General features: G+C 71.8%; 18 protein-coding genes. 2 read left to right on the top strand and 16 right to left on the bottom strand.

The window, feature by feature from the left end; all coding sequences use genetic code 11:
- Window positions 1–4: 4 nt before the first annotated feature.
- The 5 genes from IAI58_RS18395 to IAI58_RS18375 all read right to left on the bottom strand — a co-directional run bounded on the left by IAI58_RS18395 (window position 5) and on the right by IAI58_RS18375 (window position 5,610).
- Window positions 5–2,149, bottom strand: coding sequence for a molybdopterin cofactor-binding domain-containing protein (locus tag IAI58_RS18395; RefSeq protein ID WP_207448739.1), 2,145 nt, complete (start codon window positions 2,147–2,149; stop codon window positions 5–7).
- Complete coding sequence (locus tag IAI58_RS18390) at window positions 2,146–2,610, bottom strand: (2Fe-2S)-binding protein (RefSeq protein ID WP_272877194.1); 465 nt, start codon at window positions 2,608–2,610, stop codon at window positions 2,146–2,148. Before IAI58_RS18390 ends, IAI58_RS18395 begins: the two co-directional genes overlap by 4 nt.
- Window positions 2,611–3,588: a tripartite tricarboxylate transporter substrate binding protein gene (locus IAI58_RS18385; RefSeq protein WP_207448737.1), complete on the bottom strand. Its 978-nt coding sequence runs from the start codon at window positions 3,586–3,588 to the stop codon at window positions 2,611–2,613.
- An 11-nt stretch (window positions 3,589–3,599) separates the two neighbouring features.
- Entirely contained in the window at window positions 3,600–4,574 is a 975-nt protein-coding gene (locus IAI58_RS18380) for a Bug family tripartite tricarboxylate transporter substrate binding protein (protein ID WP_208776185.1), read from the bottom strand.
- A gap of 121 nt (window positions 4,575–4,695) precedes the next feature.
- Entirely contained in the window at window positions 4,696–5,610 is a 915-nt protein-coding gene (locus IAI58_RS18375) for a fumarylacetoacetate hydrolase family protein (protein WP_207448735.1), read from the bottom strand.
- Window positions 5,611–5,699: 89 nt separating this feature from the next.
- Here IAI58_RS18375 and IAI58_RS18370 point away from each other — a divergent pair, with 89 nt between their 5' ends.
- Window positions 5,700–6,392 (top strand): FadR/GntR family transcriptional regulator, encoded by a 693-nt coding sequence (locus IAI58_RS18370; protein WP_237182953.1) that lies wholly within the window; start codon window positions 5,700–5,702, stop codon window positions 6,390–6,392.
- 295 nt (window positions 6,393–6,687) lie between these two features.
- Here IAI58_RS18370 and IAI58_RS18365 read toward each other — a convergent pair whose 3' ends face one another.
- From IAI58_RS18365 to IAI58_RS18325, 9 genes are all read right to left on the bottom strand, one after another.
- Entirely contained in the window at window positions 6,688–7,662 is a 975-nt protein-coding gene (locus IAI58_RS18365) for a Bug family tripartite tricarboxylate transporter substrate binding protein (protein WP_207448731.1), read from the bottom strand.
- Window positions 7,663–7,986: 324 nt separating this feature from the next.
- The gene (locus IAI58_RS18360; protein WP_207448729.1) at window positions 7,987–10,212 is read right to left on the bottom strand and encodes a xanthine dehydrogenase family protein molybdopterin-binding subunit; all 2,226 of its coding nucleotides are present in this window, start codon (window positions 10,210–10,212) and stop codon (window positions 7,987–7,989) included.
- A 13-nt stretch (window positions 10,213–10,225) separates the two neighbouring features.
- Window positions 10,226–11,239, bottom strand: coding sequence for an FAD binding domain-containing protein (locus IAI58_RS18355; RefSeq protein WP_207448727.1), 1,014 nt, complete (start codon window positions 11,237–11,239; stop codon window positions 10,226–10,228).
- Window positions 11,236–11,772, bottom strand: coding sequence for a (2Fe-2S)-binding protein (locus IAI58_RS18350; RefSeq protein WP_207448725.1), 537 nt, complete (start codon window positions 11,770–11,772; stop codon window positions 11,236–11,238). Before IAI58_RS18350 ends, IAI58_RS18355 begins: the two co-directional genes overlap by 4 nt.
- A 209-nt stretch (window positions 11,773–11,981) precedes the next feature.
- On the bottom strand, window positions 11,982–13,370 hold the full coding sequence (locus IAI58_RS18345) for a serine/threonine-protein kinase (protein ID WP_207448723.1): 1,389 nt from the start codon (window positions 13,368–13,370) through the stop codon (window positions 11,982–11,984).
- Window positions 13,363–14,076, bottom strand: coding sequence for a class I SAM-dependent methyltransferase (locus IAI58_RS18340; protein ID WP_207448722.1), 714 nt, complete (start codon window positions 14,074–14,076; stop codon window positions 13,363–13,365). Before IAI58_RS18340 ends, IAI58_RS18345 begins: the two co-directional genes overlap by 8 nt.
- The gene (locus IAI58_RS18335) at window positions 14,076–15,095 is read right to left on the bottom strand and encodes a GNAT family N-acetyltransferase (RefSeq protein WP_207448721.1); all 1,020 of its coding nucleotides are present in this window, start codon (window positions 15,093–15,095) and stop codon (window positions 14,076–14,078) included. The genes IAI58_RS18340 and IAI58_RS18335 overlap by 1 nt, the downstream gene beginning before the upstream one ends.
- A gap of 56 nt (window positions 15,096–15,151) precedes the next feature.
- Window positions 15,152–17,119 carry a hypothetical protein gene (locus IAI58_RS18330; protein WP_207448719.1) on the bottom strand — a complete coding sequence of 656 codons (1,968 nt, stop codon included), beginning with the start codon at window positions 17,117–17,119 and terminating at the stop codon, window positions 15,152–15,154.
- Window positions 17,120–17,186: 67 nt separating this feature from the next.
- A complete protein-coding gene (locus tag IAI58_RS18325) occupies window positions 17,187–18,320 on the bottom strand; it encodes a helix-turn-helix domain-containing protein (RefSeq protein WP_208776181.1) in 1,134 nt (377 codons plus the stop codon).
- 120 nt (window positions 18,321–18,440) lie between these two features.
- On the opposite strand from IAI58_RS18325, the gene IAI58_RS18320 reads away from it, so the two are divergent.
- The gene (locus IAI58_RS18320; RefSeq protein WP_207448715.1) at window positions 18,441–18,992 is read left to right on the top strand and encodes a hypothetical protein; all 552 of its coding nucleotides are present in this window, start codon (window positions 18,441–18,443) and stop codon (window positions 18,990–18,992) included.
- Here IAI58_RS18320 and IAI58_RS18315 read toward each other — a convergent pair.
- Both IAI58_RS18315 and flgA read right to left on the bottom strand, forming a co-directional pair.
- Entirely contained in the window at window positions 18,986–19,753 is a 768-nt protein-coding gene (locus IAI58_RS18315) for a flagellar basal body L-ring protein FlgH (protein ID WP_207448713.1), read from the bottom strand. The two genes, IAI58_RS18320 and IAI58_RS18315, sit on opposite strands and share 7 nt — an antisense overlap.
- Window positions 19,754–19,784: 31 nt before the next feature.
- Entirely contained in the window at window positions 19,785–20,234 is a 450-nt protein-coding gene (flgA, locus tag IAI58_RS18310; protein WP_207448711.1) for a flagellar basal body P-ring formation chaperone FlgA, read from the bottom strand.

Raw genomic sequence — 20,234 nt, 5'->3', positions numbered from 1 at the left:
TGGTCTATTCCATGCTGGCGGCGAGATTGTCGGGCGTGAAGGGCATGGCGCGCGGGTGGATGCCGAGCGCCACCCGGATGCCACCCGCGATGGCCGCGATGGTGGGGCCGAGCGAGGCCTCGCCCGCGCCCAGCGGCGGTTCCTCCGGTCGGGCGATCAGGCGCAGTTCGACGGTGGGCACCTCGGAAAAGCGCAGGATGGGATAGTCGTCCCAGCTCTGGCTGGTGACGTTGAAGCGGTCGAAGCGCACCGCCTCCTTCAGCGCGATGGAGGTGGCCTGGATGGCGCCGCCCTCCAGCTGATTGGCCGCGCCATCGGGGTTGACCGCCTCCCCGATATCGGCGGCGATCCAGAGGCGGCGGCAGCGCACGGCATCCGTGGCCTCCACCTCGGCGGCCACGGCGCACCAGGCGCCAGTGCCCTTGTAGCGCGCGACGGCGATGCCGGTGCCGATTCCCTCCCCCGCGGGCGCGCGCGGCCAGCCGCACATCCGCGCCACTTCCTCCAGCACCGCGCGGGCGCGCGGGTCCTGGCTGAGGTGACGCAGCCTGAAGGCCACCGCATCTTGGCCGCTGCGCTCCGCCAGCTCGTCCATGACGGATTCGATGGCCCAGACATTCAGCAGCCCGCCCAGCGCGCGCAGGGCGGAGCTGCGGATCGGCATCTCCAGCAGCCGGTGCATGCGGATATCCAGCACCGGCACCTCGTAGCCCGGCACCGCGTTGCGCTGGCCGCCGCCGCCCGCCGCCATCGGCGCGTCGATGGCCACGGGGTGCGTGAAGGGCGGATCAAGATAGGCTGCCGCCAGCAGCGTCGGGTCCTTGGCGCGGCCAGGGCGGGAGGAATGGCCATTGCCGCGCAGCACCGTGCGCCAGTGGCAGAGCCGGCCCTCCGCATCCACCGCCGCCTCGATCTCCGCCATGCCGGCGGGGGAGAGCGGGCCCCAGGCCAGTTCCTCCGCACGGCTCCAGAGGGCGCGCACCGGGCGGCCCTGATTAGCCCGCGCGCAGAGGGCGGCATCCAGCGCCACGTCGTCGGCGCCGTTATGGCCGTAGCAGCCGGCGGCCTCGACATGATGCAGGATGATCCGCTCCGGCGGCAGGCGCAGCACGGTCGCGAGGTCGGCGCGGAGATTGTAGATGCCCTGGCTGTGGGTCCAGATCTCCACCGCCTCCTCCCGCCACAGCGCCACGGCGCAGCAGGTGCCGATGGAGGCATGGGCGAGGAAGGGGCGGGTGAAGCGGGCGGTGACGCCATGGGCAGCGGGCGGCGCCGGTTCCCCCCGCTCCGCGACGATGCTCTCCTGTGCCGGGGCTGATCGCAGCCAGGCGGTGAGATCGCCCTCCTCCGGCAGGCTTTCGCGCAATTCCCATTCGGCACGCGCGGCGAGGCGGGCGGCAGCGGCCTCGGCGGCCCATTCCTCCGTGGCGATGGCGGCCAGGAAATTGCCGTCGCGCAGCGGGCGGGCATCGCCGGGCAGGGGCCCCTCGCGCAGCGCGCGCAGGCTGGCGGCGCGGGCGGGCGGGCGGATCATCCGGGCATGCAGCATCTCCGGCCAGCGCAGGTCATGCAGGTAGCGCGGCTGGCCGAAGATCTTCTCCGGCAGGTCCAGGCGCGGTACCGGACGGCCGGCCAGATGCCGCGCCGCCGGCGCCTTGGGCGCCACGTCGCCCCGCGCCTCCACCTCCAGCAGGCCGGCGCCGGCCTGTGCCCAGTAGGAGCCGATGGTGCGGCCATCCGGCGCCAGGAAGCTGCCGTCCTCCACGCGCAGCGCCGCCGGCTCAAGCCCCGCGTCATGGGCCGCGAGGCTGAGATGGATGGCACGGGCCTCGGCACAGGCATGGCGGATCGCGGTGCCGCTTTCCTGGACGGAGAGGCTGCCGGAGGTCACGCCCTCGTTCGGGCTGCCGGGGGTGGAGGCGGGGGCGATCCGCATGCGGTCCAGCGTCACATCCAGCTCATCCGCCGCGATCTGCGCCAGGGCGGTCAGGATGCCCTGGCCGATCTCCACCTTGCCCGGACTGACGGTGACGAAGCCATCGGCCGAGAATTGCAGCCAGCGGGAGAGGCGCGGCTCCGCCCGCAGGCTGCCGGGCAGGTCCGGGCCATTGCCGTTCGCCCCCGTGGCGAAATGATAGGCGAGGTTCATGCCCGCATCTCCTCCGCCGCCCGCAGCACGGCGCGGATCATGCGGTTCTGCGCGCCGCAGCGGCAGAGATGCGGCTCCAGCGCCGCGCGCACCGCCGCCTCGTCGGGGGCCGGGTTCCGCCGCAGCAGGGCGGCGGCGCTGACCAGGATGCCCGAGAGGCACCAGCCGCATTGCCCGGCCTGTTCCGCCAGGAAGGCCGCTTGCAGCGGATGAGGTTCCGCCGGGGTGCCGAGGCCTTCCACCGTGCCCACCTCCCGGTCCTGCACGGCCTCCGCCGGCAGGGCGCAGGAGGGCTGGGGCACCCCATCCAGCGTCACGTAGCAGGCGCCGCAGGCCTCGGCGCCGCAGCCGAAGCGCGGGCCGCTCAGACCGAGCGGTCCGCGCAGCGCCTGCAGCAGCGTCATGCCCTCCGGCGCCTCCAGCGTCGCGGGGGCGCCGTTGAGGGTGAAGGCGAGCCGCACCTAGTCCACCCTGATCTGCGCCATGCTGACATAGTCCCGCTGGGTCTCGACATCCTTGCGGAGGAAGGCGTCGAATTCAGCGACGGACATGGGCATGGGCTGCGCGCCCTGGGCGGCCATGGCCGCCTTGGTCTGGGGACGGGCCAGCCAGCCATTGGTGGCGGCGTTGAGCCTTTCCACGACCGGGCGCGGCGTCTGCGCCGGCACCATCAGGCCGAGCCAGATGGAAGCCTCGTAGCCCGGCAGGCCGGATTCCGCGACGGTGGGCAGCTCCGGCATCAGCGGGTCCCGCTGCGGCCCGGTGGTGGCGAGCGCCCTGGCGCGGTTGCCGGCGATATGCGGCTGCATGGTCGGGATGGCGTCGAACATCATCGGCACCGTGCCGGAGATCAGCGCCGTCCGCGCCTCGCCCGAGGAGCGGAAGGGCACGTGCTGGATCTCGATGCCCGCCATGGCGCGGAAGACCTCGCCCGCGATGTGGTAGGGCGTGCCGGGGCCGGATGAGGCGTAATCGATCTTCCCTGGCTCCGCCTTGGCCTTTGCGATCAGCTCCGCCACGCTGCTGACGCCGAGGGAGGGATGCACCGCCAGCACGTGATGCGCCACATTGACGGCCGCCGCCGCCGCCAGGTCCCGCATCAGCACATAGGGGCGGTTCGGCAGCAGCGTCTCATTCGCCGTATGCGTATTGGACATCATCAGGAGCGTGTAGCCATCCGGCGCCGCGCGCGCGGCGGCCTCGGTGCCGATGGTGGCGCCGGCACCCGGGCGATTCTCCACCACGAAGGGCTGGCCGAGCTCCTGCGTCAGGGCCTCCGCCACGTTGCGCGCGGCGATATCGGCCGAGCCGCCGGCGCCGAAGGGCACGATGATGCGGACGGCGCGGCTGGGCCAGGCCGCTTCCTGTGCCAGGGCCGGCGCGGCGAGCCCGCCGGCGGCGAGGATACCGAGGCCGCGGCGCGTGATGCTGATGGGCATGTTGTCTTCCTTCAATCCACTTTGCCGATGCGCTGCACGGCGCGGATCAGGCGGGCGCTGTCCTGCTGGAAGAACCGGTCGAACTCGGCGCCTTCCTGGTAGGCGATGGGGCTGCCGGCGGTGTCCAGCGCACGGCGCAGGCCCTCATCGCTCTCGCAGATCTGGCGCAGCGCCTGCCGCAGCCGATCCTGCACCGGGGCGGGCGTGGCGGCGGGCACGAAGACGGCGGTCCAGATGTAGAATTCCACCTCCGGGTGGCCGAGCTCGATGAAGGTCGGCACATCCTCGAAGCCCGGAAGCCGCTCTTGCCCCCAGCTGGCGAGGGCGCGGAGGCGGCCCTCCTTCACGTGCGCCAGCGCCGGGCCGGGGCCGGAGGCGAGGGCGTGCAAGGTGCCGGAGAGCAGGGCCGTCAGCGCCGGGCCGCCTCCCTGGTAGGGAACATGCAGCATGTCGATGCCGGCGGAGCCGGTGAACATCGCCATGGCCACATGCAAAGTGGAGTAATTGCCGGCGGAGCCGAAGGTGATGGCGCCAGGCCGCTTCTTCGCATCCTCCACCAGTTCCTCGATCGAGCGCCAGGGCGCATCGGCGGGGACCAGGAAGACGGTGGGGTCGGCGGTGATGCGCGCGATGGGCGCGAACTGCTCGATCGTATAGGCGGGCGTGCGGCCCTGGATGCGCTCGCTCTCCGGCAGCACGGCATGCGAGGAGAGCGCCATCAGCGCCGTGTAGCCGTCCGCCGGCGCGCGGGCCACGCTGGAGGTGCCGAGGATGCCGCCCGCACCCGGGCGGTTCACCACCGGCACCGCCTGCCCGAAGACCCGCTCCAGCGCCGCCGCCACGGGGCGGGCGGTGACATCCGCCTGGCCGCCGGGCGGGAAGGGCACGGTCATCTGCATGGGCCGGCTGGGCCAGGCTTCCTGCGCGCTTGCCGCCATGGGCAGGCCCGCGGCGGCAAGCGCCATCATCACGTCGCGACGAGACAGCACGACTATCCTCCTGCGGGGACATCCGCCCCGCCTTTCCTGGATTGTTTCCGGGATCGGGCCGGTCTTGCGCCGGCCTCGCCTCCCGCCTCCCATGGCACGCCGCATGGCGTGCCACGCGTCAGGCAGCGCCGCGCAGCGCCGCCGGATCCGCCTTGCGGACGGTGTTGCGGATCTGGCCGATGCCCTCGATGGCGCATTCGACCACATCGCCGTCACGCAGGAAGCGCGGCGGCTTGAAGCCGATGCCGACGCCTTCCGGCGTACCCGTGGCGATCACGTCGCCCGGCAGCAGCGCCATGCTGAGGGAGATGGTCTCGATCAGCGTCGGGATGTCGAAGATCAGGTCGGCGGTGACCGCGTCCTGCCGCTTCTCGCCATTGACGCTGCAGGTGACGCGCATGGCATCGGCCTGCAGCTCATCGGCGGTGACGATCCAGGGGCCCATGGGGCAGAAGCCGTCGATGCCCTTGCCCAGAAGCCATTGCTTGTGCTTGCCCTGCAGGTCCCGCGCCGTGACGTCGTTCACCACGGTATAGCCGAAGACATGGGCCATGGCGGAGGATTTCGGGATGCAGCGCCCGCCGCGGCCGATGACCACCGCCAGCTCCGCCTCGTAATCCACCTCGGCATCCAGGCCCGGTACCATCGGGATATCGTCCCAGGGGCCGGAGATGGAGGTGAAGGGCTTGGTGAAGATGATCGGCGCCTTCGGGATGGCATCCGCCGCGCTGGTGGAGGAGGAGTCGTAGCCGCTGCCGGCGAATTCCCTGGCATGGGCATGGTAGTTCTTGCCGACGCAGAAGATGTTGCGTGGCGGATGGGGCAGCGGGGCGAGCAACTGAGCGGGGTCCAGTGCCTCGCCGGTGCCAGAGGGCTCGGGCAGCGCCGCGCCGCCGGAGAGGGCGGCGATCAGCCCCGCCATGTCCTTCGGCAGGCCGGGGGCGAGGTCGGCGACGGGCCAGAAGCGCTTTCCGGACTGGTCCACGCGCACCAGGCAGGAACTGTCTCCGCGCTTGATCATCGCAAGCTTCATAACGCCGCTTCCTATACCAATTTAGGTTTATTATAGACCAATGTTCCGGTATGGTCTTCCTATTGGTTCATTTCGTCAAGGGAGATCTCGTGACACAGGACGTTGCGGAACGCAGAGGGGCGGCCGCGCTGCGGAACCTCCTGGCCCGCGAGCTGCGTGAGGACCGCTGGGCCATCGGTGAGAAACTGCCCACGGAGCGGGAGCTGGGGACGCGCTATGGCGTCGCGCGCAATACCGTGCGCCGCGCCCTGGAGGCCCTGGAGGCCGAGGGCCTGATCACCCGGCATGTCGGGCGCGGGACCTTCCGCAATGCTCCTCCTGGCGCGGCCCCGGTGGGGGAGGAGGAGCTCAGTCCTTCCGATGTCGTGGAGTGCCGGCTGATGCTGGAACCGGAAATGATCTCCCTGGCGGTGGCCCGCGCCACCCAGACCGATATCGCGCGGATGACGGAATGCCTGCGCGGCACCGATGATGCGGGGGATCTGCCGGCATTCGAGCGGTGGGACGCCGCCCTGCACGATGCCTTCGCCCTGGCCACCCATAACGGCGCCATCATCGCCATGTCACGCTCCCTCGCGCGGGTGCGGGAGCAGACGGATTGGGGGCAGCTCAAGGCGCGCGGGAACACGGCGGAGCGGCGCGCCATCCTGCAGGTGCAGCACCACGCCATGGTGGATGCGGTCCGGCAGCGGGACAGGACGGAGGCGCGGCGCGTGATGCGGGAGCACATCCTGTTCGTGCAGGGCTACATGTTTGGCGACGAAGGCCAGGACGGATCCTGATCGGGAGAAGGGGCCTGATCCGGGTGATGATGCCCGCCGGAACAGCGGCAGGCGCCATGGAAGCGGGCGGCGGTGGAGGGAAAGACTCTCCTGGCACCCGCCGGAAACAGGAGCGGCCACTTGGCGCTCATGCCGCCTGCCGCGCTGCCCGCCTGATAGGCGATCCCTTGCCCATGAGGCCGCCAGGGTCATGATGCGGCACCGGGCAGCGCGGGGCTGGCGCGGACGTTCTGGCGCCGCCGGGGGATGAAGGCTGGCGGTGCCGTATCGGCCCCGCCAGGCTCCGTGCCTCCGCTCAGTCCATCCGGGCGCCGGAGAGTTCCACCATTTCCTTCCACATCGGGCGCTCCCGCTCCATGCGCTCCCGCGCCCCGGCCGGCGTGGTCGACAGGGCCTGCCCGCCGGCGACCAGGAAACGCTGCTGGATCGCGGGGTCGGCCGCCACGCTCTGCACCGCCGCGGCCAGCCGCTGCTGGATGGGCGCGGGAAGCCCCGCCGGCCCGATCAGCGCAGACCAGGCCGTGACCACGAAGCCGGGCATGCCGGCCTCGGTCATGGTCGGCACCTGCGGCATGGTCGGCCAGCGCTCGGCCGTCGTCATGCCCAGCGCCGCCATCTGGCCCTGCTGGATCACGCCGGCATAGGAAGCCAGGTTGTCGATCGCGAAATCCACGTCGCCCGACAGCATCGCCGGGATCACCTGGGCCGCGCTGCGGAAGGGCACATGGGTGCAGGCCACGCCCGCGCGCTTGAACAGCAGCTCGGAGCAGAGATGCGCGGTCGTGCCCACGCCGGAGGTGCCATAGACCACCCCGCCCTTCTTCTCCTTCGCCCAGGCCAGGAAGTCCTTCAGCGTGCGCGCCGGGACGAACTTCTCCGACACCACCGCGACATTCGGCACCTCCCAGACCAGTGAGACCGGCGTCAGGTCGCGCATGGGCTCATAGGGCATGTTGCTGTAGAGGAAGGGGTTGATGACGAAGTTGCCAACCGGCGCCGTGCCCAGCACATAGCCATCCGGATCGGCCTTCGCGACGACATCCACGCCGATATTCCCGCCCGCGCCCGAGCGGTTCTCCACCACCACCGGCTGGCCCAGCCGCTCCCGCAGCCCCTCCGCCAGGATACGCGTCAGCACATCCGTCGCGCCGCCGGCAGGATAGGGGCAGATGAGCCGGATCGGGCGGTCGGGATAGGCTGGCTGGGACCGTGCCGCGCCGGCAAGGGCGACGGCACCGGCGGAACCAAGAAACATACGGCGTAAGAGCATCGAAGGTCCTGAACTCGAGAGTGGAAGAAGCGGAGTGGGCGACTGGCTCCTCGGCATCGCTAGCCAATTCCGTGCCAGCGCGGCGGTCTGAACCTGCCTCCCGCCCTGGGGTGCCCCCTGGCATGGATGTGGGATCGATCAGGGCCCGGCGGCGACCGGCCATGCGGGCGGAGAGCACCACTCCGTCCGCCATGCCCGGATTTCAGCTTGGCATGCGTCCGGGAGGGTGAACAGTGGGCTTTGGTGCCACCACCGCCCGGGTCAGGGGTGGCACCGCCAGACGCGTCGCGGAACCCGGGCGCGGGCGGGACAGGGAGCGGCCGGCTAGCCGATCATCCGGTCGATCGTGATCGGCAGATCCCGGACACGCCTGCCCGTGGCATGGAAGATGGCATTGGCGATGGCTCCCGCCGTGCCGACCACGCCGATCTCGCCCAGGCCTTTCACGCCCAGCGGATTGGCCTTGTCCTCCTGTTCCTCGACGAAGATCACCTCGATCTCCGGCACATCGGCATTCACGGGCACATGGTATTCGGCCAGGTTGTGGTTCATGAAGCGGCCGAGCGCATGGTCCGCCATCGTCTCCTCCGTCAGCGCCATGCCGATGCCGAAGACCACGCCGCCGATGATCTGGCTGCGCGCCGTCTTGGGATTGATGATCCGACCGGCCGCGACGGCATCGACGATGCGCGTCACGCGCACCGTGCCCAGTTCCTCATCCACCCGCACCTCGGCGAAGACGGCGGCATGTGTATAGGAGGAATATTCCTGCTGGACTTTCGGATCGGGCTGGGCGGTCTCCTCAACCTCCAGCTTCTGCAACCCGGCGGCGCGCATCGCATCGGCGTAGCTGACTGCGCGGGCGGGATCGCTGTGCAGCGCGATCCGCCCCTGCGAGAAGACCACATGCTGCAGATCTGCATTGGCGAGTGGGGAGCCCTCCATGCGCCGTGCATGGTTGAACAACTCCTCCCGCAGCTTATGGCAGGCCGTCTGCACTGCCGAGCCCGCCGAGGCCGCGGTCCAGGAACCGCCCTGCACCGGTGAGGCCGGCAGGGAGGAATCGCCGATCCGCGCCGTCACCTGCTCCATCGGCAGGTCCATGGTCTCGGCGGCGATCTGGGCCAGGATGGTATAGGTGCCCGTGCCGATATCGGCCGTGGCGGTCGCCACCTCCAGCCGCCCATCCAGCAGCAGAGTGGCGCGCGCGCTGGTCTTCTCGACCGAGGCCTCCCAGAGGCCGGTGGCCATGCCCCAGCCGATCAGCTCCCGCCCCTCCCGCATGGAACGCGGCGCCAGGCTGCGGCGGGACCAGCCGAAGCGCTCGGCGCCCAGCCGGTAGGCCTCCCGCAGCGCCTTGCTGGTGAAGGGTTTCCCGGTATTGCCGTCGGTTTCGGCATAGTTGCGCAGGCGCAGCGCCAGAGGGTCCATCCGCAGCGCATGGGCCAGCTCGTCCATGGCCGATTCCAGCGCGAACATGCCGAGCGGCGCCCCGGGCGCGCGCATGTCCAGCGGCGTATGGAGGTCGGTCTGCGCCAGCCGGTATTGCAGGTCCACATTCTCGCAGGCATAGGCCAGGCCGGACCAGTTGGCGACGACCTCCTGATAGTCCTCATAGGTCGAGGTATTGGCGACCACGGCGTGCTTCACCGCCTGCAACCCGCCATCGCGATCGGCGCCCAGCGCCACATGGTTGATGGTGGCGGGGCGGTAGCCGAAGGTGAACATCTGGTCCCGCGTCAGCGAGACCCGCACGGAGCGTTTCAGCGCCAGCGCCGCCATCACCGCCAGATGCAGCTGGTACTGCGGCCGCAGGCCGGAGCCGAAGGCGCCTCCCACATAGGGCGAGACCACGAGCACCATGTCCTGCGACAGGCCGAAGACATTGGTGACATAGCTCTGGCTGTTCTGCGCGCCCTGGGTCTTGTCATGCACGGTGAGCCGGCCGCCGCCTTCCCAGATCACCGTGGTGGCATGTGGCTCCATGGGATTATGGTGCTCGAAGGCGATGCGGTATTCGTGCTCCACCGTCACAGGCGCGGCGGCCAGGGCGGCATCGGCATCGCCGCGCGGATTGGGCGGGGGCGAGATGCCCGTGCGCTTCCGGGGCGGCACATAGGCCTTATGGCGCTGCACCTCCAGATCCGTCTGATGCGGCTCCGCCTCATAGACGACGCGGATCAGCGAGGCAGCGTCCCGCGCCGTCTCGAAATCCTCCGCCACCACCAGCGCCACGGGCTGGCCGCTGTGCTGGATGCGGTTGTTGTAGAGCGGCCGCAGCGGCGAGCCGGGTGGCGCCACCTCGTCGCGGTAGCTGCTGCTGAGCCGGGCCGTGTCCGGCCGGTTCTCATGCGTCAGGACCGCCAGCACGCCGGGCATGGCGCGGGCGGCGCCCGCCTCCACTGCCAGCACGCGGCCCCTGGCGATGGCGCCGCTTACGACATAGCCATGCGCCAGATCGGGCGCGGTGAATTCGCCGGCGTAGCGCGCTGCGCCCGTCACCTTGGCGCGGCCGTCGACGCGGCTGCGGGGAGTGCCGATATAGGTCATGCTCCGCTCCTCCTCAGGCGATGCGCTTGTCGGCCAGGCCCTGCGGACGGCCCGCTGCGGCCTGCGCCAGGGCCCGCTCGATGGCCCGGCGCGCCAGTTCGATCTTGAAGTCGTTATGGCCATGGCCGCGCGCGCCATGCAGCAGCCGCGCCGCCGCCTCGGCGAAGGCCTCGCGGCCGGCAGTCTGGTCGGCCAGCAGCGCCTCGGCCTCCGGCACCCGCCAGGGCCTGTGCGCCACGCCCCCGAGCGCGATGCGCGCGCGCCGGATGGTCTCGCCCTCCATCTCCAGCCCCACGGCCACGGAGACGAGGGCAAAGGCATAGGATTGCCGGTCCCGCAGCTTCAGGTAGGTGTAGTGGCGGGGGAAGCGCGCCTCCGGCAGCTCCACCGCCGTGATGATCTCGTCCCGCGCCAGGGTGGTGTCGATCTCCGGCCGGTCGCCGGGCAGGCGGTGGAACTCGGCCATGGGAATGACGCGCTCGCCCCCCGGACCGGCCACGCGCACCCGTGCTTCCAGCGCCGCCAGGGCGACGGCCATGTCGGAAGGATGCGTGGCGATGCAGTGCTCGCTGGCGCCGAGGATGGCATGGATGCGGTTGACGCCCGTGCGCGCGGGGCACCCGGTGCCGGGCTCGCGCTTGTTGCAGGGCGTGGCGGCGTCGTAGAAATAGTAGCAGCGCGTGCGCTGCAGCAGGTTGCCGCCGGTGGTGGCGGCGTTGCGCAGCTGCGGGCTGGCGCCGGAGAGGATGGCGCGCGAGAGCAGCGGATAATCCCGCTGCACCTCCTCGGCATAGGCCAGCGCCGAATTCGTCACCAGCGCGCCGATCCGCAGCCCACCCTCCGGCAGCGCCTCGATCCGGTCCAGTCCGGGGATGCGGGCGATATCGACGAGCTGGCGCGGCCGCTCGACATCGTATTTCATCAGGTCGACAAGGTTTGTGCCGCCGGCGATGAATTTTCCATCCGCCCCGATCGCGCGCAGGGCCTCGGCGACATCCTGTGGACGGCTATAGGAAAAGCGGTTCACGATTCCGCCCCCCCGTTCCGCCGCACCGCGTCGATGGCGGCGACGATATTCGGATAGGCGCCGCAGCGGCAGATATTGCCGCTCATCTGCTCGCGGATCTCCTCCAGGCTCTGCGCATGCCCCTCCCGCAGCAGCCCCGCCGCCGAGCAGATCTGCCCGGGCGTGCAATAGCCGCACTGGAAGGCGTCATGCTCGATGAAGGCCTCCTGCAGCGGATGCAGGGTGCCATCGGCCTCGGCCAGTCCCTCGATGGTCGTGATCTCGGCGCCATCCTTGGTGACGGCCAGCGCGAGGCAGGAATTCACCCGCTGCCCGTCCAGCAGCACGGTGCAGGCGCCGCATTGCCCGTGGTCGCAGCCCTTCTTGGTACCGGTCAGCGCCAGCTCCTCGCGCAGCAGGTCCAGCAGCGAGGTCCAGGGCTGCACATGCAACTCCTGCCGCCGGCCGTTGATGGTGAGGATGATGGGAATGGCGGTCGCCGGATGTCCCGGGTGCTGCGCCCGGGGGGGGATCAGGGGGTTGATGGCGCTCATGGGGCATGCTCCTGGGCGCCGGCCGCACCGGCGGGCAGGAGCGGGTGGGGCCGGATGGGGGTCGGGACGAAGGCTTCCGGCCAGCCGCTGGCGGCGGGCCGGATGGCGCGAAGCTCGTCCTTCAACGTGCCGGGGCGGGCCGGGTTGTCCGGCCTGGATGCTATGGCAGGCGCCACCCCGCCGCGCCGCGTGGCCCTGTCAGGCTGGCTTCACCCCTGGCATTGCCCGCAATGCAGCCCGTCCACCATCTGGTCGTTGAAGCTCTCGAAGCCGAAGCGCCGGGCGCCGCCGAGAATGCGTGGCCGCCCGCCCAGAGCCGTGCGGAAGGCTGTCGCGGCCGTCTCATGCGCCTGACGGTTGGCCTCGCTGGGCGCGACCTGCGCGGGGCCGGCCAGGGCATGCAGCAGCCGTGGCGCGGCGCCCGGTCGCAGCAGCCCCGCCGCCTCCAGCGCGGCGCGGGCCGCATCGGCCCCCGGCGCGGCCGCCATATCGCCAAACTCGATGGTCAGGCGCCGCTCCCCCGGCGCCACCATCCCGCCATCGGAGATGCGGAAGGCAGGGGCGCCCGCGCCGCAGAGCAGCAAAGCGGAAGGGATGTGCAGCAGCTCCGCCTCCCGCACCGCCATCCAGGCAAAGCCGGCGCGCAGCCGGTTGGGCGCATAGGCCAGCCCCGCGGCGGCGAAGGCCTCCTCCGCTCCCAGGCCGAAAGCGGCACTGCGCGTGGGCAGACGGGTGCGCCGGCCGTCGAAATCCAGCAGGAGTTCCTCACCACGCCGCGCCAGTCCGGTCAGGCGCCCGACCCGGTGCAGCCGCACCGCCGGCGATGCTCTCAGCGCCGCCAGCATCCGCCGCACCGCGCCGGCCATGCCGCCCCGCCGCAGCGTGGCGAAGGGGCGACGCGGACGGAAACTGGTGCGGCCGTCGCGGAAGGCCTCCAGCACCGTGCGCGGATGGAACAGCGCTGCCCAGAGCTTGCGGCGCTCGGTGGCCGGGCAGGCGGCCCAGCCGGTCGGGTCCACCCGCGCCGCCAGTGGCGCCAGCAGCATGCTGTGCAGGGTGGCGCCATGGTTGTCGCGGGAGGCCGCCTCCAGCCCCACCGCCTCCAGTCGCGCGGCACGGCCGGGCAGGAAGCGCCAGGCCGGCGGTGCGGGGTCCCGCAACAGGGCCCCGGCCTCGGCGGCGATGCGGGCGCGCAGGGAGGGGGCCATCAGCGGTGGCAAGGTGGCGATATCGGCACTGGTCAGGGCGCAGGTCGTGCGGCGCCCCTCCCACAGCATTTCCGGTGCCGGAGCGGCTATCAGCTCCGGCCCCAGCCATTCCTCCAAATGGCGGCGCAGCACGTCGATGAAGGGACGGTGGTCGTCCCGCGCCGGGTCGTAATCCGCCAGTGGCCGCCGCGCCTCCAGCGGGTCCTCGTAATCCAGCTCCAGCAGCCGCATGCCCAGGGGCAGCCAGGAGCCCCCCAGGCGCAGGCCCGCGAAGCCGCCGCCCGCGCGGGCCGGATCCAGATACAGCTCCACTGGCCGGTGCCGCGCCGCCGTCAGCGCTGCCACCAGGGCCGCGACGGAGCCGCCCACCACATGCAGCGGTTCAGCCATGGCGGCGGAACAGGAAATAGGTCACCGCGCCATGCTCCGGCAGCAATCCGGCGGCCAGGGCGTCGAAACCCTCCAGCACCGTCGGCGGAAGCCGGGCCATCTCCGCATTCGGCAGCGGCTTGACCAGAATGCCCTCGCGCGAGAGCAGTTCCAGCCCGCAGGCACGGCCCATGGCCTCCACCTCGGCCGCCTCATGCAGGCGGAAATGCTGCTCGTTGGGCGGTGGCAGGTGCATGGCGCAGAGATCCTCCAGCAGCCCCGCATGCAAGGCCACCAGCCGGTGCAGGGAACGCGGGTTGGGCAGGGTGACATGCATCAGCCCGCCCGGTGCCAGCTGCGCCGCCAACCGCGCCAGGATGGCGGCGGGATCTGGAAATTCATGCAGCAGGTTGGTGGCCAGCACATGGTCGAAGCCGCCCTCGGCCGCGAATTCCTCCAGCTGCGCCTCCACCACCGTGACACCCGGCAGGCCTCGCGCGCGGGCCAGCGCGGCATAGCTGGCGGAACGCTCGATGCAGGTGATCTGCCGCCCCTCGCCGCAGAGTTCGGCGGTCAGCAGCCCGGTGGCCGATCCGGCTTCCAGGATGCGCGTGCCCCGCCCCAGGCGCGGCGCGATCCGCCGTGCCGCGAAGATGGTGTACCAGCGGTCGAAATCCGCCTCCGGATCATAGGTGTTGGAGTAGTCGCGGTTCAGGACGAGGGACATCAGGATCTCCAGCTCAGCGTCTTGCCGAGGAACAGCTTCACCGACGGCGTGGCGCCGAGGCTTTTCTTGAAGGCGTACACGCCGTGATTGACGACGCCGCCGATGGATGAGGCGCCGAGGTCGAGCCGCTGGAAGCCACCGGCGCGGGCATGGCGGTAGAGCGTGTCGGCGATCAGCGTCACCGGGCTCAGCGGCTCGCTGCCGCGCCGCTCGCCCCAGGTATAGACGTAGAGCTGGCGGGGATTGACCGCGATGCAGATGGCGGCCGCGACCATGCTGCCGCCGTGATAGGCGCCGAAGACGCGCAGGGCATCGGGAAAAGCCTCGGCCATCTCCGCCACGTCGGGCCAGCTCATGCTGAGCGTGAGGCCCTTCTTCTCCCGGCTCTCCACCAGCACCGCATGGGCTTCCTGGTAGTCGCGCGGCGCCAGCAGCGTGGTGCTCAGCCCCTCGCGCCGCGCCCGGCTGATCAGGTAGTTGCGCCTGGAGGACAGCCTTGCGTGCTGCAGGTCGATGGACTGGTTGAGCTCGTGCCGCTCCACCACATAGCCGGCGCCCAGCAGGGTGCTTAGCACCAGCGCCGCGCGGCCGGGGGCGTAGCAGAAAGGCGGCAGCACCAGGCCGAGCCGCCGCGCCCCCAGCTCCTGCAGATGCGCCTCCGCCGCGGTGACGAAGTCGGCGATCTCGGCGCAGCCCAGATCCCCGGCGAGATCGAATCCGCCATAGGAGCCGCGTCCGGGGCTGGCGAAATATCCGGGCTCGGTCTCCAACGCCTGGAAGGTGGCGCAGATGCGGCCCGAGCTGCCCTGCCGCCATTGCAGGAAGGCGCCGGCGCCGATGCCCGGGCGATGCCGGTGCAGGCGATGGAAAGCGGCACGGTTGAAGAGATCTGGTGCATCGTCGGCCACGAAGGCATCGACCAGCATCTCAAACCCCTCGGGCCGCGTGGCCGCTGGCGAGGGCGCCCGCATGGGCAGGGGGAGCTGCGGGGCAGGGCGGAGATGAAGGGCTTCCGGCATGTCTCTCTTTTTCGCACTACCGTTCTCGGGGCAGGACGGCTCGACCGGCGGCGATACTAGAGGGCTGGAACCTCCACGCAAATATTTTTCGCAAAGCTCCGGCCAGGGAGCAGTTGCGCCGCCGCGCGCCGCAGCCCCTCCGCGAGTCCCTCCGGGTTGCAGACATGGCGGCTGGCGAAACGCTGGAAGGCGGCGCCGGTGCGGCGGCGCAAGGCGGCATCAGCGATCAGGTCCAGCGCCCAGCGCACCTGTTCCTCCTGATCCCGCGGCTGCCGCAGCAGCGAGCCCGTCGATTCAGCGAAGCAGGCGAGGAAGCTGGCCTCCGCCTCCGGCCCCAGCGCGCCGCGCCGGCGCGGCAGCAGCCAGAGCGTGTCCATCACGCCCGTCGAACCATCCATCGCCGCTTCCGCCACGCGGAAGACATAGGGAATGCCGGCCATCATGGCCTGGGCCGCCGTGGCGCCCGAGCCGACCGGCCAGCCATCCAGGTAGAGATCGGCCAGCGCCGCCTCCACCGCCGGGTTGACCCAGCCGACGAACTGCGCCCGCCCGGCCACCCCATGGCGCTCCAGGCAGGCGCGCAGCCCAGGCAGATCCTGCTGGCCGGCATAGCGCCAGATGGCCTGGGGCGCCTGTTTCAGGATCGCGGCGGCGGTCTCCCAGAAGGCGGGCGAGTCCATCTTGTCGATCCGCATCACGGTGGAGAGCAGGACGGCATCGGGTGGCAGTCCGGCCCGCAGGCGCGCCGCCTCGGCCCGGGCCTCCGGCCCTGGCGGCACCGCCATGAAGCCCAGGGGCAGGATGTGCCAGGACTGGCCGCGGATGGTGACGGCCGCCATCGGCTCACCGCCGGCCTGGCAGAGCCGCAGATCCGGGCCAGGGATGGGCGGGTGGTATTTCAACGACCACCAGGCTAGGCGCGGCGCGATGCCGAGCCCGGCGGCATAGGCCAGGAGATGAGGGTGGCAGAGCCAGACGGCGGCCTCGCAGCCTCGTGCCGCTAGCTCCCGCCTCAACCGGTGCAGTCGGGCGGCCAGTCCCTGGCCGGCACACCAGGCGCCCAGGGCGTACAGCTCCGCCCCCGCCGCCGAGAATGCCGCGTGAAAGCGCTCCTCCATCTCGCCCAGCACCCAGATCTGCGGGCGGAAGCCGGCATCGCCGCGTTGCTGCAGCCGCCGAAGGGCCAGCAGCAGCACCTCGGTATGCGCCAGCAGCACGCCGTTATGGACGATGAAAGCCAGGGGTGGAGGACCGTCGCCCGCCGGGCCGGGCCGGTGTTCCGGTGCCTGCGCCGCACGGCCCAGTGCGAAGAGGCCGGGTGTCCAGGCGCTGGTCCAGCGTGCGTAATGTGCCTCTGATTCCTCGCGTTTCAGCCAGTGCTCGGTCAGCAGGCCCTCCAGAACCAGGGCCGGTTCCGCCTCGCCTGTCACGGTGCAGCGCGCCATCCAGGGCAGCGCCAGATGCTCGACCAGCGCCTGGCTATAGGGCATGGGGCGGCGGGCGGTGAGGCCCAGCAGCCGCAGCGCGCGGAGCTGCTGCGCTGGCGGCAGGTCCGGCGCCCAGGCCGCCATGCCGGCATCAGCCCGCAACAGGTCCAGCCGCCACAGTGTCTCGTGCAGCCTGGCATCCAGCGCCGCGGTACCGGGCAGGGCGGTGACAGTCGTGAGCAGCCAGCGCATCGCCGCCGCATGGCCGTGACTGATCCGCAGCGCGGCCACGGCCAGCGCGGCGGGCATGGCCTCCCCCGCCTGGAAGGTGGCCGGCGCGGCGCCGGCCAGGACGGCCGTCATGGCCTGCCAGCTGGGATGTTCCAGCCGCAGGCCCTGTGCATCCAGCCGTGACGAAAGCCGCCCCAGCACCGCCGGGTTCAGGCCGAGGCCCCCGCCCTCCCGCTTCGCCAGCCGCAGCAGCGCTTCTGCCAGGGCCTGGGCAGCCTTGCCGGAAGGCCGGCCCAGTGCCGGCAGCATCCGGTCCAGCTCCGCCCAGCGTGTGAGCCGCCGCAGGCGCGGGGTCAGGTCGGCCATCCGCCGCTCCGTCATAGAATTTCGCATGAGGCTAGCGCGGCCAGCCATCTGGCCGCAAGGCCGAGGCTCAGACCACGAAGGCGCGGAAGCTGGCGCGGCCCGTGGCCTCGCGCAGGATGCCCGCGGCCATCAGCCGCTTGATGATCAGCAGCGCCCCCTGGGGTGTGGCACCCAGCTGCGCCGCCAGCCCAGCCGCCGTCAGCACGGGCTGGCGCAGCGCGATCTCAGCGGCCTTGCCGGCCTGGCCGTGACTGCGCTCCTTCGCGGCCAGGGCGGCGGCGCGGGCGGCGGCGGCATTCAGCCGGTCCAGTTCCGAGAGACCCCGCCGCGCGCCCTCCGCCACCTCATCCAGGAAGGCCAGGGGCCAGCCGGGCTGTTGCAGGCGCGGACGCTGCCGCCGCATCCGCCCGGTGAAGGCGCACCAGAAGGGCAAGGGCACATGCCGCAGCCGGCCGCGCCGCTTGACCAGCACTGCCGCCACCAGCAGGGCCTGCAAGGCGCCGGGGCGGGCCGGATCGGCCTCGGCGGCCTCGCGCGCCCAGGCGGCGGCGCCGCGCGCGGCGGCCAGCAGGGCCGGCGCATCTTCCCCGGCCTTCAGGAAGCCCGCGCGCCATTGGGCGAAATCCGGCGCCGCCACGCCCGGGACGTGGGAGGCGGCCGGCCAGAGCGCCGGCCCCAGCGGGCCGATGGCATGGGAGAAGGCCTCGGCGGAATCGAGTGGATCGACGGTCTGCAGGGTCGCCAGCCGGCGCAGGACGCGGGCCAGGGCCAGGCCCTGCTCGATCGCGGCATCGGCGGGAGGCTCGGCCGGCGCGGCCTCGGCCTCCCGCAAGGTGGAGGGCAGGGCGGCGGCCAGCCTCTCCCCCGCCAGGGCGGCCGCGGTGGAGCCGGTCAGCCGCGCCTCGCGCAGCGCCAGGTCGCGCGGATGCACCCAGATCTCCTCGACCGCCAGCCAGCCGGCCGCCTCCGCCAGCGCCATCCGGGCCGCGAGACCGGCCTGCACCGCTGGCGCCGCGGCCCCCGCCAGGGCATCAAGGCGGGAGAGCGCATCCTCCGCCTCGGCCAGCGGGCGCAACAGCGCCTCGGCGGGCAGCGGCGCCGCCGGGGCGGGGCCACTGGCCCAGGGAGGACGCGGCGCCTCCTCCTCTCCCTCCCAGGGCGAACTGGGCCAGCTGTCCTGCGGCGGGTCGCCGGTCATCATCGGGCTCCTGGGCGGGGATGCAGGCATGGCAATGATTTGCCGGCCGGTATGCAAGCGCAAAGGCGCTCTCGCCGCCATCATCGTTCCGCGCTAGCCTCCAAAAAAGCCAAGACCGAGCCGATGCCACGGACCGAGAGCAGCCGCTTCACCATCCGCGCCGAAGGCAATGCCACGCTCTTCGAGATCCGCCCGGCCAAGCCCGAACCCGGCTTCATCGCCGCCGCCGTGCTGCTGGGCGGGCTCTTCGGCCTGCCGGCCCTGGCGGTGCTGCTGAATCCCGGGCGGCGCGATCCGCTCTCCCTCACCGCGGCCGGCTGCGCGCTGCTGATCCTGGCCTTGGCGGGCGGGGCGCTGCGGCGTGCCTTGCGCGGGCGCCGGGCCGTGACCCTGCGGCTGGATGATGCCGGGCTGGAAGTCCGGGGCGAGCGCCCGTCGTGGGATGCCCTGGCCGGGCGCCGGGTGGAGCGGCCGGAGACCGCGCCACCTGCCGGCGCCACCGGCATCCATGGGCTGGCCGCCGCCGTCGCCGCCCGCCAGCGCGCTGCCGAGGCGCGGCTGTGGCAGGAGCGGCGGGACGGTGCGCCGCCCCTGCTGCTGGCCAGCGGTCTGGAGGCCGCGACCGCCGAACGGCTGTGCGCTGCGCTGGATGCCGCCGCCGCCCGCTATCAGTAGGGCAGCACGCGGTCCAGCACCTGCTGGCCCCAACGCGGCCGCAGCATGTCGGAGGAGGTGCCGCGCCCGCCATAGGAGATGCGGGCCTCGGCGATCTTCTCGGAGGCGATGCGGTTGTTCGGACGGATATCCTCCGGCCGCACGAGGCCGCGCAGCTGCAATTCCCGCAGCTCGTCATTGACTCGGATTTCCTGCGAGCCGGCAATCTCCAGATTGCCGCTGGCCAGCACGCGCACCACCGTCGCCGCCACCTGCAGGCGGATCTTCTCGGTGCGCCGTACCCTGCCCTCCCCACTGGTGCTGCTGCCGCCGCCGACGCTCAGCGCCGGGTCGGTGCTGCCGCCGAAGGCGCGGGAGAGATAGCCCTGCAGGCCGAAGAGCGCCGGCAGCTTCAGGCTTTGCGTGGTATCGCGGTCGAGATCGGTCTTGTTGTCAAATTGCGCGCTGTCGTCGATCTCGATCTCCACGGTCAGCAGGTCGCCCGCCGCGCGGGCCCGCTGGTCCCGGAAGAAGGTGCGGCTGCCCGGGCGCCAGAGCGAGCCCGGCGCGGTGGGTCCGGTGCCTTCCAGCCGCGGACGCGTGGCGACGGCCAGCGGGCTGTCCGGCTCCCCCGCCGCGGGGATGCCGTCCAGCGAGCCGGGAGCCGAGATCGGTGGCGGGCGCTGGATATGCCCCCAGCTGTCGCAGGCGGCGAGCGTCAGCAGCAGTCCGGCCACCGCCAGGGCGCGTGCCGCCGATGGGCGTGCCGCGGTCGTCGTCATCCCCGTGTCCTTTCCTGTATTTTCGCAGAAATCAGGGTGCGCCCAGAATCTCGGCCGTGCCCTCGGAGACGACCTGGGCGCGAATGGTGCGGCCACTGCCGGGATTATGGACACGGATCTCCCTGCCCAGCGGCCCGTCCTCCAGTGCCTTACCCTGCATCTCCAGCGACAGGCCGCCGGCCTTCCAGAAGACGCGCACCGGCTGGCTGGCCCGCACCAGCGCGCGCTCGCCGATGGCGCGGGCGGGGATGGCGGTGCCGGCACGGATGCGGCGCTTCACCTCCTGCCCGACGATGTCCTGGCTGGCCTCGATGAAGCCCGTGCTGTCGCGGCGCGGCTCGGCCGGGTCGATATCCTGGGGCCGCAGCAGGTCGCCCGGCTGCAGGTCGCGCATGGCGTGCCAGACCTCGCGCGAATGGGCCGGGGGCAGATGGCAGAGCGACGCCGCCAGCAGCGCCGCGCCGATGGGAAAGGCGCGCAT

This window comes from Roseomonas marmotae (assembly GCF_017654485.1).
In the GTDB taxonomy this organism is placed as follows: Bacteria; Pseudomonadota; Alphaproteobacteria; order Acetobacterales; family Acetobacteraceae; genus Pseudoroseomonas; species Pseudoroseomonas marmotae.
The sequence above is the reverse complement of the archived record's forward strand: the minus strand, read 5'-3'. Positions and strand labels throughout refer to the sequence as shown.